General features: G+C 69.7%; 20 protein-coding genes. 9 read left to right on the top strand and 11 right to left on the bottom strand.

Annotated elements, in window-relative coordinates; all coding sequences use genetic code 11:
* Positions 1–45: 45 nt before the first annotated feature.
* Positions 46–1905: an ABC transporter ATP-binding protein gene (locus tag LWF15_RS19570; RefSeq protein WP_352396681.1), complete on the top strand. Its 1860-nt coding sequence runs from the start codon at positions 46–48 to the stop codon at positions 1903–1905.
* A gap of 90 nt (positions 1906–1995) precedes the next feature.
* Entirely contained in the window at positions 1996–2883 is an 888-nt protein-coding gene (locus tag LWF15_RS19565) for a hypothetical protein (protein WP_232812296.1), read from the top strand.
* On the opposite strand, the gene LWF15_RS19560 is transcribed toward LWF15_RS19565, so the two are convergent.
* Positions 2880–3353, bottom strand: coding sequence for a MarR family winged helix-turn-helix transcriptional regulator (locus LWF15_RS19560; protein ID WP_232812295.1), 474 nt, complete (start codon positions 3351–3353; stop codon positions 2880–2882). The genes LWF15_RS19565 and LWF15_RS19560 overlap by 4 nt on opposite strands.
* 324 nt (positions 3354–3677) lie before the next feature.
* Here LWF15_RS19560 and LWF15_RS19555 point away from each other — a divergent pair, with 324 nt between their 5' ends.
* From LWF15_RS19555 to narI, 5 genes are read left to right on the top strand one after another with little or no spacing between them, the layout of a single operon-like run.
* A complete protein-coding gene (locus tag LWF15_RS19555; RefSeq protein WP_269810499.1) occupies positions 3678–4862 on the top strand; it encodes an MFS transporter in 1185 nt (394 codons plus the stop codon).
* Complete coding sequence (locus LWF15_RS19550; RefSeq protein ID WP_232812293.1) at positions 4859–8593, top strand: nitrate reductase subunit alpha; 3735 nt, start codon at positions 4859–4861, stop codon at positions 8591–8593. Before LWF15_RS19555 ends, LWF15_RS19550 begins: the two co-directional genes overlap by 4 nt.
* A gap of 1 nt (position 8594) precedes the next feature.
* Positions 8595–10259 carry a nitrate reductase subunit beta gene (gene narH / locus LWF15_RS19545; protein WP_232812292.1) on the top strand — a complete coding sequence of 555 codons (1665 nt, stop codon included), beginning with the start codon at positions 8595–8597 and terminating at the stop codon, positions 10257–10259.
* A gap of 14 nt (positions 10260–10273) precedes the next feature.
* Complete coding sequence (gene narJ / locus LWF15_RS19540) at positions 10274–10975, top strand: nitrate reductase molybdenum cofactor assembly chaperone (protein ID WP_232812291.1); 702 nt, start codon at positions 10274–10276, stop codon at positions 10973–10975.
* Positions 10975–11715, top strand: a complete 741-nt coding sequence (narI, locus tag LWF15_RS19535) for a respiratory nitrate reductase subunit gamma (protein ID WP_232812290.1) — start codon at positions 10975–10977, stop codon at positions 11713–11715. The genes narJ and narI overlap by 1 nt, the downstream gene beginning before the upstream one ends.
* On the opposite strand, the gene LWF15_RS19530 is transcribed toward narI, so the two are convergent.
* Together LWF15_RS19530 and LWF15_RS19525 are read right to left on the bottom strand one after the other, a co-directional pair.
* A complete protein-coding gene (locus LWF15_RS19530; protein ID WP_232812289.1) occupies positions 11693–12298 on the bottom strand; it encodes a DUF2625 family protein in 606 nt (201 codons plus the stop codon). The two genes, narI and LWF15_RS19530, sit on opposite strands and share 23 nt — an antisense overlap.
* A 55-nt stretch (positions 12299–12353) precedes the next feature.
* Positions 12354–13643 (bottom strand): SMI1/KNR4 family protein, encoded by a 1290-nt coding sequence (locus LWF15_RS19525; RefSeq protein ID WP_232812288.1) that lies wholly within the window; start codon positions 13641–13643, stop codon positions 12354–12356.
* A 179-nt stretch (positions 13644–13822) separates the two neighbouring features.
* Here LWF15_RS19525 and LWF15_RS19520 point away from each other — a divergent pair, with 179 nt between their 5' ends.
* The gene (locus LWF15_RS19520) at positions 13823–14896 is read left to right on the top strand and encodes a glycoside hydrolase family 6 protein (RefSeq protein WP_232812287.1); all 1074 of its coding nucleotides are present in this window, start codon (positions 13823–13825) and stop codon (positions 14894–14896) included.
* A gap of 97 nt (positions 14897–14993) precedes the next feature.
* On the opposite strand, the gene moeB is transcribed toward LWF15_RS19520, so the two are convergent.
* The 4 genes from moeB to thiO are packed head-to-tail and all read right to left on the bottom strand — an operon-like array spanning position 14994 to position 18326.
* Positions 14994–16112, bottom strand: coding sequence for a molybdopterin-synthase adenylyltransferase MoeB (gene moeB / locus LWF15_RS37660; RefSeq protein ID WP_232812286.1), 1119 nt, complete (start codon positions 16110–16112; stop codon positions 14994–14996).
* Entirely contained in the window at positions 16109–16927 is an 819-nt protein-coding gene (locus tag LWF15_RS19510) for a thiazole synthase (RefSeq protein ID WP_232812285.1), read from the bottom strand. The genes moeB and LWF15_RS19510 overlap by 4 nt, the downstream gene beginning before the upstream one ends.
* Positions 16924–17157, bottom strand: a complete 234-nt coding sequence (gene thiS / locus LWF15_RS19505; protein WP_232812284.1) for a sulfur carrier protein ThiS — start codon at positions 17155–17157, stop codon at positions 16924–16926. Before thiS ends, LWF15_RS19510 begins: the two co-directional genes overlap by 4 nt.
* The gene (gene thiO, locus LWF15_RS19500; protein ID WP_232812283.1) at positions 17154–18326 is read right to left on the bottom strand and encodes a glycine oxidase ThiO; all 1173 of its coding nucleotides are present in this window, start codon (positions 18324–18326) and stop codon (positions 17154–17156) included. Before thiO ends, thiS begins: the two co-directional genes overlap by 4 nt.
* 165 nt (positions 18327–18491) lie before the next feature.
* On the opposite strand from thiO, the gene thiE reads away from it, so the two are divergent.
* Positions 18492–19193 carry a thiamine phosphate synthase gene (thiE, locus tag LWF15_RS19495; RefSeq protein WP_232812282.1) on the top strand — a complete coding sequence of 234 codons (702 nt, stop codon included), beginning with the start codon at positions 18492–18494 and terminating at the stop codon, positions 19191–19193.
* Here the strand turns inward: thiE and LWF15_RS19490 are convergent.
* The 4 genes from LWF15_RS19490 to LWF15_RS19475 form a co-directional block, all read right to left on the bottom strand.
* Positions 19167–19760 carry a hypothetical protein gene (locus LWF15_RS19490; protein WP_232812281.1) on the bottom strand — a complete coding sequence of 198 codons (594 nt, stop codon included), beginning with the start codon at positions 19758–19760 and terminating at the stop codon, positions 19167–19169. The genes thiE and LWF15_RS19490 overlap by 27 nt on opposite strands.
* Positions 19761–19826: 66 nt before the next feature.
* A complete protein-coding gene (locus tag LWF15_RS19485; protein ID WP_232812280.1) occupies positions 19827–23321 on the bottom strand; it encodes a CHAT domain-containing protein in 3495 nt (1164 codons plus the stop codon).
* Positions 23314–24222, bottom strand: coding sequence for a hypothetical protein (locus LWF15_RS19480; RefSeq protein ID WP_232812279.1), 909 nt, complete (start codon positions 24220–24222; stop codon positions 23314–23316). Before LWF15_RS19480 ends, LWF15_RS19485 begins: the two co-directional genes overlap by 8 nt.
* A 1-nt stretch (position 24223) precedes the next feature.
* Positions 24224–24394 (bottom strand): hypothetical protein, encoded by a 171-nt coding sequence (locus tag LWF15_RS19475; RefSeq protein ID WP_232812278.1) that lies wholly within the window; start codon positions 24392–24394, stop codon positions 24224–24226.
* Positions 24395–24534: the final 140 nt, after the last annotated feature.

Raw genomic sequence — 24534 nt, 5'->3', positions numbered from 1 at the left:
GGAGCTTCCCTCGGTCACCGAACGAACCCAGAGGTCTGCACTGTTATGAGCATGGAAATGGCCGCGTGGTCGACGATCGCCGGGGCCCGGTCGGCCCGGGAGCGGCAGCCGTTCCGCCCCGGCACGGTGCGCCGCGTGATCGTCCTGGCCCGTGAGCGCAGGCGCTCGTTCGGCCTGTTCGTGCTGGGTAGCGCGGTGACGGCGGTGCTCTCGGTGGTCACCCCGGTCCTGGCCGGGCGGGTGGTGGACGCGATCGGTGAGGGGGACCGGGGCGCGGTGGTGCGGCTGGCGCTGCTGATCGCGGTCATTGCGCTGGCGGAGGCGGGGCTGGGGGTGGCGGTGCGCTGGCTGTCGGCGCGGCTGGGTGAGGACCTGATCCTGGATCTGCGCACCCGGGTGTTCGACCACGTGCAGCGCATGCCGCTGGCGTTCTTCAACCGTACCCGCACCGGTGCGCTGGTCAGCCGGCTGAACAATGACGTGCTGGGGGCCCAGCGGGCCTTCAGCAACACCTTGTCGGGCATTGTCAGCAACTTGATCGCGGTGGCCCTGACCGGCGCTGTGATGATCGGGATCTCCTGGCCGGTGACGCTGCTGGCCCTGGCGCTGCTGCCGTTGTTCGTGGTGCCGGCCCGGATCATGGGCCGGCGTCTGGCTCTGCTGTCCCAGGATGCCGCCCAGTTGAACGCGGCCATGATGACGCGCAGCACCGAGCGCTTCTCGGCCAGTGGGGCGGCCCTGGTCAAGCTCTACGGGCGACCTGAGGACGAGTCGCGGTTCTTCGCCGAGGCGGCCGGGCGGGTGCGGGACATCGGGGTGCGTACGGCGGTGCTGCAGACGGTCCTGATCACCTCGCTCACCCTGGTCTCCGCGCTGGCCCTGGCGCTGGTCTACGGGGTCGGTGGGGTGGCGGCGGTGGCCGGGAACCTGGAGACCGGCAGCATCGTGTCGTTGGCCCTGCTGCTGACCCGGCTGTACGCACCGCTGACCGCTCTGGCCAGCGCCCGCATCGACATCATGGGTGCGCTGGTGAGTTTTGACCGGGTGTTCGAGGTGCTGGACCTGGTGCCGCTGATCCAGGAGGCCCCGGATGCGCGTCCGGTGCCGGACGGCCCGGTGAGTGTCGAGTTCCGCGATGTCGGCTTCGCCTATCCGAGCGCGGCGGAGGTTTCGCTGGCCTCGCTGGAGGATGTGGCGACGCTGGAGACCCGCGGCGGGGCGCAGATCATCCACGACGTGTCGTTCCGGGTGGAGCCCGGGCAGGTCGTGGCCCTGGTGGGTTCGTCCGGCGCGGGGAAGTCGACGCTGGCGAACCTGCTCGCACGGTTGTACGACGTCAGTTCCGGGCAGATCCTGGTCGGCGGGACCGATGTGCGGCAGTTGCAGACGGACTCGCTGCGGCGCACCGTCGGAGTGGTCAGCCAGGACGGTCACCTGTTCCACGAGTCTCTGCGCTCCAACTTGCACCTGGCCCGCCCGGAGGCCAGCGACGAGGAACTGCTCGATGCCCTGCGGCGCAGTCGGCTGGCCGATGTGATCGCCGGGCTGCCGGAGGGCCTGGACACGGTCGTGGGGGAGCGCGGCTACCGGTTCTCCGGTGGGGAGCGGCAGCGGCTGACCATCGCCCGACTACTGCTGGCGCAGCCTCGGGTCGTAGTCCTGGACGAGGCCACCGCACATCTGGACTCGGCGTCGGAGGCGGCCGTGCAGGCGGCGCTGGACGAGGCCCTTGAGGGCCGTACCGCCATCGTCATTGCGCACCGTCTGTCCACCGTGCGCTCGGCCGACCAGATCCTGGTGCTGGAGGCCGGCCGGGTGGTGGAGCGCGGCACCCACGAGGAGTTGCTGGCTCTGGACGGGCGGTACGCCGAGCTGCACCGGACCCAGTTCGCCACGTCGGACTGACGCCGTCGACCGTCGGCCGTGCACAAGGCGTCGGGCCAGAATGGGCTCCAGGCGGATAGGGTGGTCGGCCATCCATCCGGAGGAGTTGTCGTGACCCGCCCTGTCGACCCCGATGAGCAGGAGTACGTCGAGTTCGGGCCCTGGGTCACCGAGGTCAGGACCTTCGAGGAAATACCCCGCCTCTTCCGCTCCGCCGGGATCGACCCGCGCGAGCAGCGGCTGGTGCTCAAGGTGCCGCGCGACATCGAGCGCCGCAATGTCGGCCCGGGCATGCACCTGTACGACTACCTGGTCGTGCTCGGCTTCGCAGAACTGACCGTTCTGCAGCGCAGCGGCGAGCGCTTCCAGACCCGGAGCATCCCGATCGATCAGATCGCCGCTGTTCAGGACAGTGTGCGACTGCTGGACGGCCGGCTCACCGTTCATGCCCTGGACGGCTCGAACGTTCAGGTCGCCTACAACGGCTCCGCCACTGACACGGTGCGCAAGCTCGTCGACCAGATCCGCGAGACCTATGCGCCACGGCCCCAGGCCATGACGGCTGTGCCGCAGCAAGCGATTCCGGCACTGGGCCGCGGCGATGTGGGGCTGGCGACGGAGGTCAGGCGGCTGATGCAGGCCGAACCGCAGCTGCGCGTGCTGCACACCGCCCCCGGCGTCACCGTGACACCCGCCTCCGCCGTCGAGCGGTTCTACCGGCGGCTGCAGCCTCTGACCCTGCACCCTCTGGTTGCTCTGCAGGACGAGCGCGAGATCCAGGTGATCCACCGGCGGGACTGGTGCACGCCGGCGGGCGATGAGATCTCCCTGGCCCGCACGCTCGTGCCGCGTTCGCGCATCACGCAGGTCATGGGCCGGCCCTGGGAGCGTTTCCGGGGCGTGCACGTGATCACGGTGCACGTGGGGCAGACCCAGCTGGACTTTCCCGTTCAGGCCGGACCGCAGAGCACAGCGATCCTGGCAGGCATCCGGCCCTAGGACGGCCAGTCGGCGTCGTCGACCTCACCGGCCACCCGGTTGAACGCCACCACGCCGCGAGCGATTGCCCGGCGCTCGGTGGGCGTCAGATCCGCGACCAGAGCAGCGATCTCCTGTCGCCGCGCTACGGTCACCGCGTCGAGGACCTCGCGCCCGGCCGGGAGGAGCGCCACCTCGACGGCCCGCCGGTCCCAGGCGCACGGGCGTCGCTCGATGAGCCCGATGCGCTGTAGCCGGTCCACCAGCCGGCTGGCGTTGGACTGATCCACACCCAGCTCGCCGGAGAGGGCGCTGATCGTCTGACCACCCCGGGCGGCGAGCAGGACCAGCAGTCGGTGCTGGGCGAGGGTGATGTCCACCGGGGAGGCGGTCAGGGAGCGCAGGGAGATGCCGATCAGGGCCCGGCTGGCGGTCAGCAAGGCATCGGTCGCTCGTGCGTGCTCCCCGGGCGTGGGGCTGGGGGTGGACACGGGGGCGGCTCCTAGGTCGGGCTCTGACGCAGCGCCCATTCTCCCGCACCGGTTCGGCCCGACGATTTGCATGCGCTTGAACATGTAAAAGGACTTTGGCGGGGACCGCATGGGACCAGTGGCCCTGATGGCGCCAGCCCGCTTGACAGCACTGTGAGAGCACGGATTTCAGCCACGTGATCCGGGCAGGACGCCGCATTCAGATGCTGGCGTCACCACGACGGTGTGATCGGTCATACGGGCAGAGAGGTTGTCGTGAGTCGCGACATCGAGACAGAGCGGACGCGGGCGGCGGCCGAGGCGGGGGTGGGCTCGCCCTGGGTGATGGTCGTCGTGGCCACGCTCGGCTTCGCCCTGAACTTCTGGGCGTGGGCCCTGGTGAGCCCACTGGGGCCGTTGTTCCGCGACAACGGCCGGCTCGGCGAGCTGAGCGAGTCCGACGTCTCGCTCATGGTGGCCGTGCCGGTCATCGTGGGCTCGCTGGGGCGCATCCTGGTCGGGGCCCTGACCGACCGCTTCGGCGGGCGGGTCATGTTCCCGCTGGTCTCGGCCGCCACCGTGGTCCCCGTGCTCTTCCTGGCCTTCTTCGCTCTTGACTCCTACGCCCTGATCCTGGTGGGCGGCTTCTTCCTGGGAATCGGTGGGACGGCGTTCGCGGTCGGGGTGCCGTTCGTCAACGCCTGGTTCCCGCCGGAGAAGCGCGGCCTGGCCGTCGGCATCTTCGGGGCCGGTATGGGTGGGACCGCGATCAGCGCACTCACCACGGTGCGGTTGTTCCAGAACGTGGGGGAGCAGGCGCCGTTCCTCATCACCGCTGCGGCGCTGGCGCTGTACGCCGTCATCTCCTGGCTGGTGCTGCGGGACGCGCCCGGCCGAAGCGTGCCCAGTACCTCCCTGGCCACCCGTCTGGCCGCCACTGCCCGGCTGCCGATCACCTGGCAGGCCTGCGTTCTGTACGCGGTGGCGTTCGGTGGGTACGTGGCGTTCTCGGTCTACCTTCCGGCCTACCTGAAGACGGCTCACGGGCTGACCGCGGCTGACGCGGCGAACCGGATGGCCGGGTTCGTGATCGTCGCGGTGCTGATGCGCCCGGCCGGGGGTTGGCTGGCCGACCGGTTCGGTGCGATCCCGGTGTTGGGCGCCGGGTTCGGCGTGGTCGTGGTCGGTGCGGGCATCTCGGCCGGAACGCCGCCGCTGGACGGCATCGGCACGGTCGCGTTCCTGGCCATGGCCGCAGCGCTGGGCTCCGGCAGCGGCGCGACGTTCGCGCTGATCGCCCAGATCGCCGAACCCTCACGGGTGGGCGGGATCACGGGCCTGGTCGGGGCGGCCGGTGGCCTGGGCGGGTTCGTCCCGCCGCTGATCATGGGCTACGTCTACGGCCGCACCGACTCCTACGCGATCGGGCTGTGGCTGCTGTCGGCCGCCGCTGCTCTCACCCTGGCCCTGACCCTGACCGTCGTGCGCCGCACCGCGGTGAGCGTCACCTCCGGAAAGGAAGTTGCGTGAGCACCGAACGCAAACCGGACGCCCACAAACGTCCATTGTTGGAAGGCCCTCTGTCGGAGGCCCTGGTGGGCACGCGGCGGTTCTTCACCCGTGGTGAGGTCTCGGCCGACGGGCGGACCCTGACCAAGAAGGGCGGCCGCCAGGCCGACGACTTCTACCGTGACCGCTGGAGCCACGACAAGGTCGTGCGCTCCACCCACGGTGTGAACTGCACGGGCTCCTGCTCGTGGAAGGTGTACGTCAAGGACGGCATCATCACGTGGGAGACCCAGCAGACCGACTATCCCTCGGTCGGGCCGGACTCCCCGGAGTACGAGCCTCGTGGCTGTCCTCGGGGCGCGGCCTTCTCCTGGTACACCTACAGCCCGACCCGCGTGCGCTACCCGTACGTGCGGGGCGTGCTGCTGCAGATGTACCGCGAGGGCAAGCGCCAGTACGACGGCGACCCGGTCAAGGCCTGGGCCCATGTCGTCGAGAACCCCCAGCGCGCGAAGACGTACAAGAGCGCCCGCGGCAAAGGCGGCCTGGTGCGGGCCGGCTGGGACGAGGCGGTCGAGATGGTGGCCGCCGCGCACGTGCACACCATCCAGAAGTGGGGACCGGACCGCATCGCCGGTTTTTCGCCGATCCCGGCCATGTCGATGGTCTCGCACGCTTCCGGGGCCCGGTTCATGCATCTGATCGGCGGCTCGATGCTGAGCTTCTACGACTGGTACGCCGACCTGCCGGTGGCCTCCCCGCAGGTGTTCGGCGACCAGACCGACGTTCCGGAGTCCGGCGACTGGTGGGACGCCGGCTACCTGATCATGTGGGGCTCGAACGTCCCGGTCACCCGCACCCCGGACGCGCACTGGATGACCGAGGCGCGCTACCGTGGCCAGAAAGTCGTTGTCGTGGCGCCCGATTACGCGGACAACGTGAAATTCGCGGACGAGTGGCTGCCGGCCAATCCCGGTACGGACGGGGCGCTGGCGATCTCGATGGGGCATGTCGTCCTCAAGGAGTTCTTCGTCGACCGGCAGACCCCCTACTTCGTCGACTACACCAAGCGTTACACCGATCTGCCGTTCCTGGTGAAGATCGACGTCGGCGCCGACGGGGTGCACCGGCCCGGGAAGTTCCTCACCGCCGAAGACCTCGCGGCCCACCGGGACGAGGAGAACGCCGCCTTCAAGACGGTGCTCATCGATGCCGCCACCGACGACGTGGTGGTCCCCAACGGTGCACTGGGTCACCGTTTCGGGCCGACGGGCGAGGGACGCTGGAACCTCGACCTGGGTGCGGTGGACCCCCGGCTGAGTCTGGTCGGTGCCGAAACCGATGTGGTGGAGCTGGAACTGCCGCGGTTCGACAACCCGGACGGCGCGGCCGCCTCTATGCGGCGAGGCGTTCCGGTGCGCACGGTCGAGGGGCACCTGGTCACCACCGTGCTGGATCTCATGCTTGCGCAGTACGGCGTGGCCCGCGCAGGGCTGCCCGGGCAGTGGCCGTCCGGCTACGAAGATGCCGACGCGCCCGGGACCCCGGCCTGGCAGGAGCAGTTCACCGGCGTCCCGGCAGCCGCTGCGGCCCGGATCGGCCGCGAGTTCGCCCAGAACGCCGAGGAGTCGCGCGGACGCTCGATGATCCTGATGGGCGCGGGCACCAACCACTGGTTCCACTCCGACACGATCTACCGGGCGTTCCTGGCCCTGACCACACTGACCGGTTGCCAGGGCGTCAACGGCGGCGGCTGGGCACACTACGTCGGGCAGGAGAAGGTCCGGCCGATCACCGGCTACAACCAGGTGGCCAACGCCCTGGACTGGAACCGTCCGCCGCGCAACATGATCCAGACCGCCTACTGGTACCTGCACACCGACCAGTTCCGCTACGACCAGTTCGGCGCCGACACCCTCTCGGCCAGCAGCGGGCAGGGCACGTTCGCCGGCCAGAGCACCGCCGACGTGATCGCCCAGAGCGCTCGGATGGGCTGGTCCCCGTCCTACCCCACCTTCGACCGTAACCCGCTGCAGATCACCGAAGAAGCAGCCGCAGCCGGGCGCAGTACCGCCGAGCACGTCGCGGCCGGGCTGAAGGACGGGTCACTGAACTTCGCCTGCGAGGACCCGGACGCGCCCGAGAACTTCCCCCGGATCCTGTCGATCTGGCGGGCCAACCTGATCGGCTCCTCGGCCAAGGGCAACGAGTACTTCCTCAAACACCTGCTGGGCACCGACTCCTCGGTGCGCGCCAGTGAGACTGCTCCGTCGTTGAGGCCGCGGGACGTGACCTGGCACGAGGACGCTCCGGAGGGCAAGCTGGACCTGCTGATGACGCTGGACTTCCGGCAGACCTCCACCACGGTCTTCTCGGACGTCGTCTTCCCGGCCGCCACCTGGTACGAGAAGCACGACCTGAACACCACCGACATGCACCCGTTCGTCCACTCGTTCAACCCGGCCATCGCCCCACCCTGGCAGACCCGCACGGACTGGGAGACCTGGCAGGCGATCGCGGCCAAGTTCAGCGAACTGGCCGGTCCCCGGCTGGGCACCCGGCGCGACGTGGTCGCCGTTCCACTCATGCACGACACCCCCGACGCCATGGCCAACCCCCACGGGGTGGTGCGGGACTGGAAGAAGGGCGAGTGCGAGCCCGTGCCGGGAGTGAGCATGCCCCGGCTGGTGGAGGTGGAACGCGACTACGGGGCGATCAGCGAGAAGATGAACGCGCTGGGGCCGCTGCTGGACACGCTGGGCGCCACCACCAAAGGCGTGACCTTCGAACTGGGCCAGCAGATCGACTACCTGCGGGCGAAGAACGGTGCAGTGCGCGGAGGCGTCGCTGACGGACGTCCTTCATTGAAACGTGACGTCCACGTGTGCGAAGCGATCCTGGCCCTGTCGGGAACCACCAACGGTCACCTGGCCGTACAGGGGTTCAAACAGCTGGAGAAGCGCACCGGCCACCAGATGCACGACCTGGCCGCCGAACACGAGGGCAAGCAGGTCACGTTCGCCGACACCCAGGCGGCCCCGGTCCCGGTCATCACCTCCCCGGAATGGTCCGGCTCGGAGTCCGGAGGCCGGCGCTACTCACCCTTCACGATCAACGTCGAGCGACGGAAGCCGTGGCACACCCTCACCGGACGCCAGCACTTCTACCTCGACCACGACTGGATGAGCGAACTGGGCGAGAACCTGCCGGTCTTCCGGCCACCGCTGAACATGGGCGCCCTCTTCGCAGAGCCGGCGATCGGTGACGTCGCCGGCCCCGGCGCCGATCGGGTGGAAGGGCTCACGGTGCGGTACCTGACCCCGCACAACAAGTGGTCGATCCACTCGGAGTACCAGGACAACCTGTTCATGCTGTCCCTCTCACGCGGCGGCCAGACCATCTGGATGAGCGACCGCGACGCCGCCAAGGTGGGCGTGAAGGACAACGACTGGATCGAGGCCGTCAACCGCAACGGCGTGGTCGTGGCCCGGGCCGTGGTCTCGCACCGGATGCCCGAGGGCACCGTGTACATGCACCACGCCCAGGACCGGCTCATCGACGTGCCCCTGGCCGAGACCTCGGGCAAGCGAGGCGGCATCCACAACTCCCTGACCCGACTGCTGGTCAAGCCCTCGCACCTGATCGGCGGGTACGCCCAGTTGTCCTGGGCCTTCAACTACCTCGGCCCGACCGGCAACCAGCGCGACGAGGTGACGGTCATCCGTCGCCGCTCGCAGGACGTGGAGTACTGACATGCGCGTGATGGCTCAGATGGCGATGGTGATGAACCTCGACAAGTGCATCGGGTGCCACACCTGCTCGGTCACCTGCAAGCAGGCCTGGACCAACCGCACCGGCACCGAGTACGTCTGGTTCAACAACGTGGAGACCCGTCCCGGACAGGGGTATCCGCGCACCTACGAGGACCAGGAGGAGTGGAAGGGCGGCTGGGCCCTGAACCGGCGCGGGCACCTGGTGCTCAAGGGCGGCGGACGCATCCGCAAGCTCGCCTCCATCTTCTCCAACCCGAAGATGCCCTCCATCAAGGACTACTACGAACCCTGGACGTACGACTACTCCACCCTGACCGACGCCCCGGCGCAGCAGCACACCCCGGTCGCGCGGCCCAAGTCGCTGCTGACCGGCAAGGACATGAAGGTCGAGTGGTCGTCCAACTGGGACGACAACCTGGGCGGCTCGGCGGCCACCCTGGAACGCGACCCGATGCTGGCCAAGATCGAGCAGAAGGTGAAGTTCGAGTTCGAGCAGACCTTCATGTTCTACCTGCCGCGCATCTGCGAGCACTGCCTGAACCCCTCCTGCGCTGCCTCGTGCCCCAGCGGAGCGATCTACAAGCGCGAAGAAGACGGCATCGTGCTGGTGGACCAGGACCGCTGCCGGGGCTGGCGGATGTGTGTCTCCGGCTGCCCCTACAAGAAGGTCTACTTCAACCACCGCACCGGCAAGGCCGAGAAGTGCACCTTCTGCTTCCCCCGCATCGAAGTCGGCTTGCCGACCGTCTGTTCCGAGACGTGCGTGGGCCGGCTGCGCTACCTCGGCCTGATCCTCTACGACGCGGACGCGGTGCTCGAGGCCGCAGCCACCCCCGACGAGCAGGACCTGTACGAGGCCCAGCGTGCCCTGATCCTGGACCCGAACGACCCGGAGGTGGTCAGCGCAGCCGAACGTGACGGCATCCCGCACGACTGGATCCAGGCCGCCCAGCGATCCCCGATCCACGCGCTGATCAACACCTACAAGGTCGCGCTGCCCCTGCACCCCGAATTCCGCACCATGCCCATGGTCTGGTACATCCCCCCGCTGTCGCCGATCGTCGACGTGGTCAAGGAGACCGGTTCGGACGCAGAGGATTCCGGCAACCTGTTCGCGGCCATCGACACGCTCCGGATCCCGGTCGAGTACCTCGCCGAGCTCTTCACCGCAGGCGACGTGACACCCGTCCACAATGTTCTGCGCAAACTGGCCGCGATGCGTTCGTACATGCGAGACATCACTATGGGACGGTCTCCCAACGGTGCTATCCCGGCTTCGGTGGGGATGGGGGAGGAGGACATGTATGACATGTACCGCCTGCTGGCCATTGCCAAGTACGAAGACCGGTACGTCATCCCGCCTGCCCACGCCGAACAGGCCCATGCCCTGGAGGAAATAGCGACCGAGTGCTCGGTGTCGGAGTACGGTGGCGGTCAGCAGGGGCCTTTCGGTGAAGGGTCCGGACGGCTGGTTCCCCTTGCCGCAGAAAACTTTCAGATGCTGCAGGAGCGTCAGACCTCCGACACGATGACCGCTGCCGCCGGGAAGCGCCGACGGGTGAATCTGCTCAACTGGGACGGCAAGGGCTCACCGGCCGGACTGTTCCCACCCGCCGAGGGCGATCCGGAAGGCGATGCGCGGTGAAAAGTCTGACCAGGATGAGGCGCAGCAAGCCGCACCAGATCTCGCCGGAGCACACTGCGTGGATCTGGCAGGCGGCCTCGTTGCTGCTGGACTACCCCGACGAACAGCTCCCGGAGCGGCTCGACCTGGTCGAGCGCGTGGCGCGGGCCGTTCCAGGGCGCAGTGCAGAACTTTTGGACGATTGCCAGCACCGTTTACGAGGCGTTGCCCTGGTCGACCTGCAGGCCGACTACGTCGGCACCTTCGACACCCGGCGTCGGCACAACCTGTTCCTGACCTACTTCGCCCACGGCGACACGCGCAAGCGCGGTATGGCCCTGCTGCGGTTCAAGCAGACCTATCTGGAGTCCGGCGTCGAACTGGGACCGGACGGTCAGCTGGCCAACGGTGAACTTCCCGATCACCTCTGCGTGGTGCTGGAATACGGTGCGGCCGTCGACCTCGAGCGCGGCCGTCAGCTGCTGCTGGATCACCGCGCCGGCCTGGAACTGCTGAACATCGGCCTCACCAAGAGCGACTCGCCCTGGGCCGGCGCCGTCCAGGCCGTCTCCGCTACCTTGCCGCCCCTGGCCGGAGACCAGATGTCCGCGGTGAGAAGACTGGCGGCCGAAGGACCCCCGGCCGAAGAGGTCGGACTCAGCCCATATGCCATCCCTGGCTTCGACCCTGCCCCGGCAGTCCAGCTGCCCATGCCTACTTTCCGCGGAGCCCGCTGATGGACACGTTCCTGTGGGTCGTCGTGCCCTACGTCTGCCTGACCACCTTCGTGGCGGGCCACCTGTGGCGCTACCGCTACGACAAGTTCGGCTGGACCACCCGCTCGTCCCAGCTGTACGAGAACCGCCTGCTGCGCTGGGGCAGCCCGCTGTTCCACTTCGGCATGCTCGGCGTGGTCGGTGGCCACGTGATCGGCCTGCTGGTGCCGCGCTCGTGGACCGAGGCGGTGGGGATCAGTGACCACCTGTACCACCTCGTCGCCGTGCTCGGCGGCCTGCTCGCCGGGATCGCCGCCACCGCGGGCATGCTCATCCTGATCTACCGCAGGCGCACGGTCGGCCCGGTGTTCTCGGCCACCACAGTCATGGACAAGGTCATGTACCTGTTCCTGGCCGCGGCCATCCTGCTGGGCATGTGGAACACCATCGCCGGATCCGTCTTCACCATCGGCGGGGAGTACAACTATCGTGAGGGCGTCTCGGTCTGGTATCGCTCCTTCCTCGCCTTCCAGCCCGACGCGTCACTGATGGCGGACGCGCCGATCGGTTTCCAGCTGCACGCCCTGGTCGCCTTCGGCCTCTTCGCGATCTGGCCCTTCACCCGGCTGGTGCACGTCTTCAGCGCCCCGCTCGGCTACCTGACCCGGCCTTACATCGTCTACCGCAGTCGCGACATCCAGCTGGGCAGTCACCGGCCCCGGCCCGGCTGGGACCGCGTCAGCTCTGATGGAACGAAATGAGTTCCGTCATGGAGATCGCGCGCCGGGAGACGGTTCCCAGATCCTTGCCCTCGGCCGTCCAGGGTGGCGGCCAGGTGTGGATGCCCTGGTCCAGTCGCGTGCCGGCCACCTCGTCGGCCCATCCTGACCAGCGCAGCGATGCGTAGAAGTCGCTCAGCCAGCCGGTGAGCATGGCGGCGAGCCAGCGGCCGTATCCCAGTTCCAGGTCTTCCCAGGCCAGGGTGTCCGGAGCGTAGTAGTGCACGGTCGGGGGTGACTCAGGGGCGGACTGGCGCCAGACGAAGTGCCCGCCCAGCACGTCGTGGGCGACGGTGACGGATCCGGTGGAAGGGGCTGCGGCCGAGACCACGTCGGGCAGCGGGCCGCGCCGGCCCTCGTAGCCACTGCCGAGTACCCGCAACCAGCCGTGGTCGATCAGGATCGCGCCGGTGTGCAGCATCACCGCGCCCAGCCAGGAGCGCTCGGTCATGCCAAAGGCGCTCAGACACTGCTGAGCCCGCTGCGCATCCACCGGCAGAACCTCGACGGGGTAAGGGGCCTGGTCGGCGCATTCGCGGATCTCGGGCCAGGCCGGTGTGCTCATGGGGTCAGGATTGCATGCCCTCGGTTCGGCGATCCTGAACATGGGTGCAACGGGGTCAGTGTCCTCGCTTCGTCTCCAGTAACGCCCGGCGTCGAGTCGGGTCGGCCATCACACCGGCCAGTTCCTCGTCCCACAGCAGGCCCATCGGGGCTAGATGCCCGCTCGACAGAGGGCGCCACTGCTTGAGGCCGTTGACGAGGTGATTGAACGACTCCTGTCCGCGCCCCGCCGCAGCAAGCGACCGGGCCTCGTCCACCGTGACAGCGAAGGCGGGGGCGTAACTGAAGTCTGCCCGCAGACCGGGTTCGCGCTGGAAGGTGGCGAGCAGTTCCCGAAGACGGTGTGCAAGCTGCTGCGGAGCCCGCTCGATCGTGCGGTCCAGAGCCTGCCGATCGTTACCGGGACAGCCGAGGACCAAGAGCGGCAGCAGGTCCTCGAAGACGGCCGGATCTTCGGCGATCTCGGGTTTGCGAAGGTCGAGATCCGAGATATGCGAAGGGCTGTCGTGACGGCCGTCAAGAATGTGGAGCTGCGAACGTAGGACATCCGCACGGTGGTCCCCGAAGCTCACCGCCCGGTCAAGAACGTCAGCCCGGGCACGGTCACCCTCCAGAAGCAACTGGTAGGCGACCTCGACCTGCTCGGCCACTTCTTGGCGGGTCCGGCTGCCGGGGGAGTGGAACCTGACGAAGGTTGCGTAGTGGTCTTCCAGGCCTGCGCGGAACGACCAGTCGGCTTCCCCGGCACCGGGGTACCAGCTGGTGAAGCCGACGGCTGCCCACTCCGGCTCGTTCTGGAGCCGGCCGAATGTGAGGCGCGCCGGGTCCAGCAGGAAGTGATCGGTTCCCGTGTTGAGCAGCAAGGACCGGCGCAGCAAAAAAGAGCCGTCATCCGGTTCCTGCGCGTACGTCTCGTCGTCAGGTTCGGTGCTGGACCAGATCGCGACAAGCTCCGACTCCAGGTCCCGCACCCAGCCGAGTTCCTGAACGGGACGCAAGGCGTCGAACCCCATCGACAGCACCGGCCAGCCATTGGTCACCGCATAGAAGTCTTTCAGCGACGGAGGCAGTTTCCGGCCCAGTTTCGTCTCGGCGTCTCGCACCTGTTGCGCGGAGGCCGGTGGCGACCCGATCCAACCGGTGGTGCGCATCTGCTCGGTGACGTCCAGGGCGATCTCGTCGCCGGCCTCGAGCGCCTCCCGGCTCCACCGCTCCAACCAGGTCCGGGTGTCCAGATGTGCGAGCAAGCTGCGGATGGGTCGCATCTCAGAGTCCACGAGAGGACCGTAGCCAGCACCACCGACGATCTTGCCGCCTGCACCTTGCGTGAAGGGATGCGTACTCATTGCGTACGCGCGTTACGGCATGGACGTCCCGGGGATTTCAGCCCGGTTCAAGAAAACCAAGTCGGCAAAAGGTTGCCGTGACAAACGCCGCAGAAGCGGAGCGGGTCACATAGGAAACCCATAACGTCCACTTCTCTACCTTTGGACACCTGCCCCCCAGGCTCGACCAAAGAGGAACCGTGAAGCGTCGTACCACCGTGATCATCTCTGCTGCAACCGCTCTGGCGATCGGCGGTGCAGTGACGCAGAGCCTGGTCGGGCACGCCGAGCCCGCCGCCCCCGCGGCTGCGGTTGCGGGTAAGACCAGCGTCACGACCGTGGCACCGGCCGCGGAGGCCGCCCCGGCTGCGGCAGCGGTCAAGGGCCTGCCCAAGACCATGACGTTCTATGCCGACCCCAAGTCGGGTCCGGCCACCTGGGTCGCCCAGAACGCCGGCGACAGCCGCAAGGCCACGATCAAGGCGAAGCTGTCGTCCAAGCCCTCGGCCAAGTGGTTCGGCAACTGGTCGGGCAGCATCAAGCCGGCCGTGAACACCTACGTCTCGGCGGCCGCCAAGAAGAAGAAGACTCCGATCCTGGTGGCCTACAACATCCCCGGCCGCGACGCCTGCGGTGGGCACTCCTCCGGCGGCACCGCCGTCAGCGAGTACCGCACCTGGATCAAGTCGTTCGCCAACGGCGTGGGCAAGCGCCGCGCCCTGGTCGTGCTCGAGCCCGACTCGCTGGCCGACTTCCAGTGCATGAGCACGGCCGACGCCACCACCCGGACGAAGCTGCTCAGCTACGCCACCGAGCAGTTCAAGAAGAGCGCCCCCAACGCCTACGTCTACCTGGACGCCGGCAACTCGAACTGGGCCTCGGCGCAGGACATGTCGGGCCGCCTGGTCAAGGCCGGCCTGAAGAACGTGCGTGGCTTCTCCCTGAACGTGTCCAACTACCGCACCACCGCGCAGGAGAACGCGTACGCCGCCAAGGTGAACGCCGAACTGCGCAAGCGCGGCGCCAAGGCCAAGCCCTACGTGGTCGACACCAGCCGTAACGGCAACGGCAGCAACGGCGAGTGGTGCAACCCGGCCGGCCGCAAGCTCGGCGCCGTCTCCCAGGTGAACAAGAAGCCCACGGCCAAGACGCCCGAGGCCCGCCTGTGGATCAAGACGCCCGGCGAGTCGGACGGCAACTGCGGCATCGCCTCCGGCACGGCCGCCGGGGTCTTCGACCCGCAGATCGCGGTCTCCCTGATCAAGGGCCAGTGATTTCCCGGAGCAGTTGCAGTGACTGATTGAGGACGTCGGTGACCACCAAAGCCTTGGTGGTCACCGACGTCCTTTGGGGCTTGGGTCGGTTCACACCTCAGGAGTGGCTGAGCCTGCCCCAGGCCGCAATGCCGCCGCGCAGGTGAGCAGCATCGCGATGCCCCGCAGCCAGCACGGCCCGCAGCGCCCGGGCCGAGCGCACCCCGCCGGCGCAGTGCAGCACCAGCGGCTGATCCGGGTCGAAGCGGCCCGGATCGGCCAGCACGTCGGCCAGCGGGACCAGGATCGAGCCCGGGATGGAGTTCTCGGCGTGCTCGTGGGGCTCGCGCACGTCTACCAGAACGAGATCCGCCTTGTGGTCGCGTAACCGGTGTGCCAGTTCCCCGGCATCCACTTCGGGCAGGTCGTCGGAGGGTTCCCGATCGGCGTCGACGGACTCGATGCGGGTCGGGGGCGTGCCGTATGGGTCGGGCGTCAGCCGCAGTGTGCGCCAGGTCATGGCCAGGGCGTCGTGCACGAGGACCCGGCCCAGCAGGCTCTGTCCGGCGCCGGTGATGAGCTTGACGGCCTCGGTCACCATGGCCGCGCCCACGGCCGCGCACACCGCGCCGATCACCCCGGCCTCGCTGCAGGAGGGGACGGTGCCCGGCTCCGGCGGGGCGGGGAACAGGTCGCGGTAGGTGGGGCCGGGGCCGGGCCAGAACACCGAGACCTGGCCCTCGAAGCGCAGGACCGCACCCCACACCCACGGCGTCCCGGTCAGCACGCAGGCGTCGTTGACCAGGTAGCGGGTGCCGAAGTTGTCCGAGCCGTCGACGACCAGGTCGTAGCCGGCGATCAGCTCCTGGGCATTGTCCGCGGTCAGCCGCTCACCGTGTCCGACCACCCGCACGAACGGGTTCGAGCGGGCCACGGCGTCGGCGGCGCTGTCGACCTTGGCCCGGCCCACGTCCGCGCTGCCGTGCACGACCTGCCGGTGCAGGTTCGACTCGGTCACCACGTCGTCATCGACGATGCCGATCGTTCCCACCCCGGCGGCGGCCAGGTACAGCAGGGCGGGGGAGCCGAGGCCACCGGCGCCGATCACGAGGACTCGGGCGGCCTTCAGCCGCCGCTGGCCCATTTCACCCACATCCGGGAGCAGCATCTGTCGCGCGTAGCGGCGGCGCTCGTCGTGGGTGAGTTCCGCCGCCGGCTCGACAATCGGCGCGCTCACGGCTCAGTACCGAAGCTGGCCAGGCCCTCCCACGTGGAGGAGGCCTGCGCCAGCGCCCGCTGGGGAATTCGTCCGGCCAGGCGGGCCGCGCGACCGGCCAGCACGGCATGACGCATGGCCGTGCCCATCAGCTCGGGATCCTGGGCGCGGGTGACGGCCGTGGCCAGAAGCACTGCGTCGCACCCCAGTTCCATCGCCCGGGCGGCGTCCGAGGCAGTCCCGACACCGGCGTCGAGCACCACCGGAACGTTGGCGCGCTCGGCGATCAGGGCGATGTTGTGCGGGTTGAGGATGCCCAGCCCGGTGCCGATCGGCGCCCCCAGCGGCATGACCGCCGCGCAGCCGATGCGTTCCAGGCGCAGGGCGAGGGCCGGGTCGTCGTTCGTGTAGGCGAGGACGGTGAATCCGTCGTCCACGAGCTGCTCGGCGGCCTCCAGCAGTTCCACCGCGTCCGGCAGGAGGGTCTCCTCGTCGGCGACGACCTCCAGCTTCACCCAGTCGGTGCCCAGAGCCTCCCGGCCCAGACGCGCGGTCAGCAGGGCCTCACGGGCGGTGCGGCAGCCGGCCGTGTTGGGCAGTACCTGAACACCGACGCGGTCCAGGACATCCAAGAGCGAACCGCGTACGGACGGGTCGACTCGCCGGAGCGCGACGGTGGTCATCTCGGTGCCCGAGGCTCTCAGGGCCCGCTCCAGGATGTCGTGGTTCGCGGCCCCACCGGTCCCGGTGATCAGCCGGGAACCGAACGCCCGGCCGGCCACCACGAACGGCTCCGCGTCCACCGTCGGAACCGGTTGCATCGCAACGCTGCTCATCCTCCGGCCACCGCCTGCAGCAGCTCGAGGTGCTCGCCCCCGGCGACCGTGGTCTGCGACCAGCGGCCGGCGGGCACGATCTCCTCGTTCAGCGCCACGGCGGTACCGCGGCCGGGCCTGACCGTCGGCGCGAAACGGGCCACCACATCGGCCACGCTGCACCCCAGTGGAACCTGTAAAGGCTTGCCGTTGACCACAACTTCGACCTCACCGTCAGGGACCGTGCTCACCGTGCACCCACCTCTTCCCGGGCCGCTGCTCGCAGCCCGAACCGGCCCGGGTCGCACGCGGCGACCTCAGGCGCGACCTGTTCACCACTGACCAGCGCAGCCACCGCGTCGGCGGTCAGCCCGGACAGCAGCACACCGTTGCGGTAGTGCCCAGCCGCCACCAGCAGACCCGGCACCGGACCGAACCCGATCAGCGGCAGATTGTCCGGAGAGCCGGGCCGACAGCGCGCGAGCACCTCGACCAGCTCCAGTTCCGCCACCGCAGGCACGAGAGTCTGCGCATCACGCAGCAACTCGTGCACTGCCCCGGCGGTCACGCTCTCGTCGAAACCGCGCTCCTCCGAGGTGGCTCCCACCACCAGTTCACCATCTTCACGCGGCACCAGATACACCTCCCGGTCGCGCACGAGCCCTCGTACCGTGCGCTGCAGCACGTGCTCTCCGGCCGGCATGCGCAACCGGATGATCTGGCCCTTCACCGGCCGGACCGGAACGTGCTCGTGTGCCCGCGCACCCGTGGCGAGGACTACCAGCGAAGCGCGGAGCTCGCCGCCGCCCGCCAGGCCCACGCCGACAGCCCGGCCCTCGTGCACCAGTACTTCGCCCAGAGCCCGGACCGACCGCACCCCAGCCCGTTCGGCCGCGACCCGCAGCGCCGCCAGCAGCTCCCGGGGATTGACCTGATGATCGCCGCGCACCAGCGTGCCGCCGCAGACACTCGGGTCGAGGAACGGCTCCAGCTGACGCACCTGCCGCCCGCTCAGCGCCTCGACCTCCAGGCCGAGCGCGGTCTGAGCAGCCCGCACCCGCGCCAGCCGCGCCCGGTCCCCGGCGTCGAGGGCGACGGCCAGCGTGCCGCAGGCGCGATATCCCGTCGGCAGGCCGGACGCCTCGCTGACCTGGCTCGCAAAGTCAGCAAAACCCGCTGCGGCCAGCAGACACAGCGCCAGCAGCTCTTCTTCGCCGTGGTGCAGTTCGCTGACAGGCGCCAGCATCCCGGCGGCCGCGTACGAGGCGCCGGCCCCAGGAGCAGGATCCACGAGCACGACATCATGGCCTCGTTGCGCCAGCCGCCACGCGCAGGCGGTGCCGATCAGGCCGCCACCCAGCACAACCACGTCCCCCTGTACCGCGCTCTGCGCGGCCAGGGAGTTCCCAAGGGGAACCACCCAGCACTCCCTTCGCCGGCATGACCCGGAGCAGGTTCGACGGTCGGCGAGTGCGCTCGCCCTCTCAGCCCGCGATCCCGGGCTCCCGTGGTGCGGCCCACCATACCCCGCCACCGACGTCCCCCATTTGCCCTCCCCGTTCTGACCCCTGGCACACTCGCCCCCGTGCCGACCTCCGAGACCCTCCAGCCCACGCCCGACGCCCGCACCGCGCTGAGCACAGCCCGCCTCTACCTGTGCACGGGCGCTCGCCGCCGCGAGGGGGACCTTGAACAGTTCCTCGACGCAGTCCTGGCCGCGGGGGTCGACATCGTGCAGCTGCGGGAGAAGCAGCTGGAAGCAGCCGAGGAACTGGAGCTGCTGGAAGTCTTCGCCGACGCCGCCCGCCGCCACGGACGTCTGCTGGCTGTCAATGACCGGGCCGACATCGCCGCGGTGTCCGGCTCGGACGTGCTGCACCTGGGCCAGCGCGACCTACAGCCCGCAGCCGCGCGCCGCCTGATCGGCCCGGGCACCGGGATCGGCCGCTCCACCCACTCACCCGAGCAGTTCGACGCGGCCGTGGCCGACCCGGAGGTCGACTACGCCTGCGTGGGGCCGACCTGGGCCACGCCCACCAAACCCGGTCGAGCCGCCACCGGCCTGGAGCTCGTGCGGTACGCCGCAGCAAAGGCCGGTGAGAAGCCGTGGTTCGCTATCGGGGGTGTTGATCTGACCACCGTGGACGAGGTGGTTGCCGCGGGGGCGCGGCGCATCGTGGTGGTGAGAGCCATTACTGAAGCAGAGGATCCGGCCGCAGCTACGGTCGAACTGTTGCGGCGCCTGCCTGGTTCGCTGGGGTCAGGACATGGGCCGGTTCGTCTCTGAGCGCTTGGACACCGAGAACCTTTCACTGCCGTAGGTTTCGATGAGCTGCTGGGCGAATTCGGGCTTGTACTTGGTGAGAGTCATCCGGACGGTGTTGGTGTGGCCTGACGGGCCCCAGGAGGAGAAGTTGACGCCCTTCTGCCTCCACGACTCACTGTCCTCGTTGAGCTGCGCGGTCAGCGCCAGCAGATCCTTGTAGCTGTTGGGCACGCTTCTGGTGAAGACCGGAACCGTCTTCTCCATCTCGGTCACGGCGGCGGAAACGACCGGGCTCGGGGTGCCCACCACGTCCACGCGCAGCCCCGCGGGCACGATGGCCAGGCCGCCGAAGGTCGGGTCCGCCTCCAGGTTCTTCACGTAGGGATCGGCCGCCTCGGCCGCCCGCGCGCCGGCTTTCTGGTTGCGGGAGTAGTTCGGTCCGCCCGAGGGCGCCGGTTCGCTGACCTGGATCGGGAGGTGGGAGCGCTCCGGTTCGGGGGCGGCGGCGGCCGGTGCGGCCTCACTGCCGCAGGCCCCGAGGGCCAGGGTGCCGCTGACGGCTACGACGATCATCCACGGTGCACGCATCGAGGGCCTCCTCCTGAACGGTGGTCGGGGAGTTGGACGCAGCGCGGGCCGAGGAGGTTCCGAGGCCTAGGCTCCCTGGTGGACCAGCCCTGCCCAGTGCACCGGGTCGGCCGGGTCGATCCCGGCCAGCACCTCCCGCAGATCGGCCGGCATCTCGGGCGGGACGCTCCGGTCCGGGTTGAGCATCCAGCTCTGCGCCCGGTGCAGCGCCTGCACCGGGGTCAGTCCTCGGTGCAGGCCGCGATGCAGCATGAACATCATGACGGCGGCGCTGGCGTCGCGCAGTCGCCACAGGGAGCCGATCACCGAGGACGCCCCGCCGACCATGAAGGCGCTGGAAAGGGTGAGGGCCTCGTCGAACGCGGACCGGGTCAGGTGGGTGGTGCAGCCGGCCAGGCAGACGCACAGGCCCCGTTCGCGAGCCGGGGCGCCGGCGGCGGACTGCATGATGACCTCGGCGCGCAGTCGCTGCGGGCCGAGGTCGAGGCACGAGGCTCCGGGGTGTTCGGGATCGACGGTGGCGTGCCCGGCGTAGTGCAACACGTCGCAGCTCCCGCTGGCCAGCAGCCCTCGCAGCCGGGGCTGGGTGGCGGCTCCGTCGGTGAGATGAGGCGGCTTGCCCCAGATCTGGGCATCGGGGTAGAACGCCGAACGGATCGCCCGGGTCTCCAGCTGGGCGTAGGGCAGGTCTCCGCCCGGATCGCCCACCAGCACAACGCTTCCGCCGGTCTGAGGGCGGGGGCGGGTGGCGGCGGTGACAAGCAGTGCGGCCGAGGCGATCTGCGAGAACGAGGCCAGCCGGAGCGCGCGCCGGCCACCCGGGTCGGCCGGGTGGGGGGAGGCCGCGTGCCAGGGGACGACGCACAGGGCGTCGGCGGGAACGAGGACGACGCGGGCGGGCCGGCTGGGGTGAGCGCCCTGCAGACGGGCCGACAGCGGCGCGATCGTGGTGTCCCAGGCCGAACGGCAGACGTCGTCGAGGGCTTCGCGCCAGGCGCTGCGGTCGTGCGGGTCGAGGCTGTCGAGGGCCTGGTGGTGGGTCTGGAGGTAGCGTTCGACGATGCTGCCGCTGCCCACCTCGAGGCCGGGCAGCGGAACCCAGTCGGTGGTACCGCCGGCGCTCACGACGAGAGCACCGGGTGGGACGTCCTGCTGCTGGCCGGCGTCCCGGTCACGGGGGACCAGGTAGATGAGCAGGTCCTGGTTCAGCGTCCGCAGGGCGCGGGCGATCTCGTCGGGGGTGGGCACCGGCAGTACGTCGGTGATCCCGTTGGCGGCCAGGGCGTCGATCACCCGGTGACGAACATCGTCCGGAACCGCACCGCCGTCGGCGGGACCAATCGTCCATTGTTCTGCGAGATCTTGAAAACCCAGCGCCCGCAGGCGCTCGTCGATGGCGGGCCCGGCCTGCACGGCCAGCAGGGTGAGTCCGCGACCCGACTCCAGGGCCCGTACGGCGGTGTCGGTGGCTCCGTCGCGCAGACACCAGGCGGCCACCTCGTGGGCGTCGCCGGCCCCCGCGCGGGCGGTGGTGATCGCATCACGGGTGCCGCTCTGACGTAAGACCCGCAGCGCATGCCGGTTCAGCGCCTCCAGGCCCAGAGTGCGCGCCACGCGGCGGTCGTCGCTGTCTCGAACGTGATCGGCCGAGTGTTGCGTCATCTTCCGCAGCAGCGCCCCCGGACTGCCGACGCCGCCCCGGGCCCAGTCGCGCATCATAGCCAGCTCGGACTCGCTGACGACCGGCGCGTCCAGCAGGGCATCGCTCATCTGCCGCCAGCGCACGGCATCGCGTACCCGTAGCAGCCGGGCTCTCTCCATGGCCAGGAACGCGTCGAACGCGTTGTCCGGGGCGCGGCCGGAATCCTGCGCCGAGCGCTCCATCTCGGCGAGCGTCTCGTCGAGGGCGTCGGTCTGGGCCTGGTCGATGTCTTTCGGGGCGGTGGAGTTGACGTCCCAGTCGAGGGTGCGGACCGTCGCGCCGCGAAGCGCGGTGACCAGTTCCGGCGGCATGACGTCGGCGTAGGGCGCGAGCTGCTGCTGGAACCGGCTGAGCCGTTCGCCCGGAGCGTCCTCGTTCTCGAGCAGCAGGTGGAAGGTGCCGGCCAGGGCACCCAGCAGCCCGCCCCGGTCGGCCAGTTCGGTCCCGTCCAGTTGCCCCACGATCTGCCGGGACTCGGCGACCAGCCGGTCGGAGGTGGGCCGGTCGCGGGTCTGGCCGGCCTGCAGCAGCAGCCCGATCGCGATCAGGGCGAGCAGTTCGCGGTGCTGGGGTGCGTCGGTGGGAACGCGCTCGAGGACCTTGCGCAGGTTGCGGACGGCCGTGGAGGCCGGGTGGTTCTGCGGGTCGAGGGTGCTCATCTGCAGGTCGGACAGGGCCAGGTTGGCCTGCATGATCGTGCGGGCGAAGTCGCCGTGCCCCTGCTGGTCCAGGGCGGCGAGGGTGTGCGCGCGGGCGGCCCGCACGTCGCGCAGGTCCCGGTGGTGCCGGAAGCGGGTGTCCAGGGCCATGGTCAGCGCCCCGGTGAGGGCGGTGCCGGTGTCCCCCTCGAATCGGGCCTCGGCGTGCAGTTTCTGGAGCTCGACCAGCGAGTCGCGGTTCTCGAGGGCCTCGACGGGAGTGCCGGGGGCAGTACGGCGCTGGTCGTAGGTGAGCCGGAGGGCCTCGACCTGCGGGCGGTGCTCGTCGCCCGGCGGGAGCCCGGCCGAGGCCACCTGCAGCAGGGCCGGTACCTCGGGCAGCCGCCGCACCAGGGCGGAGCCGTCGGGGGAGGTCAGGATCGCCCCGGCGAGGGCTGCGCTGGTCAGGGCGGCCCAGCGGGGGTCGGGCACTCCGGAGGCCAGCAGTGAGTCGGCCACTTCGGCCAGGGCCTCGAGCCAGGCCGGGCGCCCCTGCTGTTCGTAGAGGAACCCGTAACCCTGCATGAGCAGGAGCCCGGTGGCCGCGAGCTGGGCCGGGCCGTCGTCGCCCGCGATCAGGGCGTGCGGGCGCGGGCGTCGTTGCAGATGGTGGGCGAGGGCGGCCAGGTCGTCCGGATTGTGGCCGACGAGCAGGAGGCGCTCCGCCAGGTTGGTGGCCGCCCGAAGGGCCGCGTACTCCTGCAGTTCGGCGGTTGGTGCGGTCTCTTCGACCCGGGACCAGGCGTTAGCGGCGGCGGCCAGAGCTCCGGGCAGGTCTCCTCCGGTGGCGCGGGCCTCTCGGGTGTTCTCGGCACTCAGTTCGGCCAAGAGGAACACGGCCTGATCCCGCAGCTCGGACCCTTTCGGCTCGATGCGCAGCACCTGCTGAAGGGCATGGGCGGCCCGCTCCAGGTCTGTCGCGGGAGAGTCGAGCCGGAAAGCGGCCAGGAGGAGCCAGGACTCGGGGTCGTCCAGGTGGAGACCGTCGATCCCGTGCAGCAGAACCGTCTCCAGAGCGTCGACGGCCTCCTGGCGGGCCAGTGGCAGTTCGGCCAGCAGGAGACCGATCTGCCGGCCGGCGTCCAGGCGGTCCAGGGCGTCGGCCGAAGGGTCGTCGAACACGGAGCGCAGTCGGTCCACGAGGGTGTGCGGCTCATCCATCCGTGGGCCACTGCAGTTCACGCTCGGCCACCGGCCCGAGCCGGGTGAGGTAGAAGTCCAGTTCCGCGCCGAGGGCGACCTCGTCGGCGCTGGAGGCCGGGGGCACCCAGCCGATCGCCAGGTAGAGCTTCGAGCGGCAGGTCAGGACGGTGGCCTCGATGACCGTGCAGTACTCGACCAGCGCCCAGCGGATCCCCGTCCACAACGCCACGACCAGCACCGCACCGACCACGAGGCCGGCCAGGACGGCGACCGGGCCCAGCAGCGGGGTCCAGAGCAGGCTCAGCAGCACCCAGAGCAGGTTCTGCACGCGGGCGGTGACGATGTCGGAACTGCGGTCCAGTCGGGTCAGGCGCTCGGCCGGCATGACACTTTCCAGCAGCGTCCAGCAGGTGGCGACGTCGAACCCGTGACGCCGCCGGATGCGCTGGCCCAGGGCCGCGAAGGTGTTGCCGGCCCGAGTGGGCAGCAGGTCGTCGCCGGTGGGGAACCACAGGAGCTGCGCGGTGGCCGGCCCGTCACCGGCCGCCGCCGCCGTGGCCAGCGCTTTCCGCCGCTCGAACTGCCGTTTCGTGAGCAGGGAGGACAGCCGCCGCCCGGGCCCGGGGCCGACGATCAGATAAAGGACGCTGGGGGTCAGGGCCGAGACCAGCGAACCGGAGGCGAGCACGACCAGCAGACCCAGCACGAGCACGGCTGTGAGCCGCAGACCGGCGGTGTCACCCACGGCGCACCACAGTTGCGAACTGCCCTCGGGACAGGCGCCCGGCGCGGTGGGGGCCGGGATCTGGCCGGCCAGGGCGAGCACCCCCAGGCACCAGAAGGCCAGGGCCCCGGCGACGGCCCCGGCGGCCCAGGGCCTGCCTCGCGAGGAAAGGATGCTTCCGACAAGCGCATCCATGTCAGGGCGCTTCGGGTTCCAGGACGACGTCCGGATGCCGGGGGCAGGTGCCGTCGCCCTCGAACGGGGCGTCGGCGGTGCCGGGCACCCGGTGCCCGCACTCGGTGCAGGCCCACGAGGTGAGCCCCCGGCCCGACAACGGCCGGGGAGGGATGCCGCGTTCGTCGCTCATCTGTCCGTTTCCCGCCCGACCTGGCGTGACCTGGTGTGATGTCACGATTCCGAAAAGTCAAGAGAATGCCCCGATCGGAGTATAGGGTGAAGCCGACCTGAAACGACTGGGTTGTGAGATCCAGGAGGGGAGTCGCTTCC

The organism is Kineosporia rhizophila (genome assembly GCF_021277265.1).
Lineage (GTDB): Bacteria > Actinomycetota > Actinomycetes > Actinomycetales > Kineosporiaceae > Kineosporia > Kineosporia rhizophila.
This window is presented reverse-complemented; position numbering and strand designations above follow the sequence as displayed.

What these genes read in the sequence shown, in the direction of transcription:
- LWF15_RS19570 (WP_352396681.1), top strand. Translation starts at nt 46, where the DNA reads ATGAGCATGGAAATGGCCGCGTGGTCGACGATCGCCGGGGCCCGGTCG.
- LWF15_RS19555 (WP_269810499.1), top strand. Translation starts at nt 3,678, where the DNA reads ATGGTCGTCGTGGCCACGCTCGGCTTCGCCCTGAACTTCTGGGCGTGG.
- narH (WP_232812292.1), top strand. Translation starts at nt 8,595, where the DNA reads ATGCGCGTGATGGCTCAGATGGCGATGGTGATGAACCTCGACAAGTGC.
- narJ (WP_232812291.1), top strand. Translation starts at nt 10,274, where the DNA reads ATGAGGCGCAGCAAGCCGCACCAGATCTCGCCGGAGCACACTGCGTGG.
- narI (WP_232812290.1), top strand. Translation starts at nt 10,975, where the DNA reads ATGGACACGTTCCTGTGGGTCGTCGTGCCCTACGTCTGCCTGACCACC.
- LWF15_RS19530 (WP_232812289.1), bottom strand. Translation starts at nt 12,298, where the DNA reads ATGAGCACACCGGCCTGGCCCGAGATCCGCGAATGCGCCGACCAGGCC.
- LWF15_RS19525 (WP_232812288.1), bottom strand. Translation starts at nt 13,643, where the DNA reads ATGAGTACGCATCCCTTCACGCAAGGTGCAGGCGGCAAGATCGTCGGT.
- LWF15_RS19510 (WP_232812285.1), bottom strand. Translation starts at nt 16,927, where the DNA reads ATGAGCAGCGTTGCGATGCAACCGGTTCCGACGGTGGACGCGGAGCCG.
- LWF15_RS19490 (WP_232812281.1), bottom strand. Translation starts at nt 19,760, where the DNA reads ATGCGTGCACCGTGGATGATCGTCGTAGCCGTCAGCGGCACCCTGGCC.
- LWF15_RS19485 (WP_232812280.1), bottom strand. Translation starts at nt 23,321, where the DNA reads ATGGATGAGCCGCACACCCTCGTGGACCGACTGCGCTCCGTGTTCGAC.
- LWF15_RS19480 (WP_232812279.1), bottom strand. Translation starts at nt 24,222, where the DNA reads ATGGATGCGCTTGTCGGAAGCATCCTTTCCTCGCGAGGCAGGCCCTGG.
- LWF15_RS19475 (WP_232812278.1), bottom strand. Translation starts at nt 24,394, where the DNA reads ATGAGCGACGAACGCGGCATCCCTCCCCGGCCGTTGTCGGGCCGGGGG.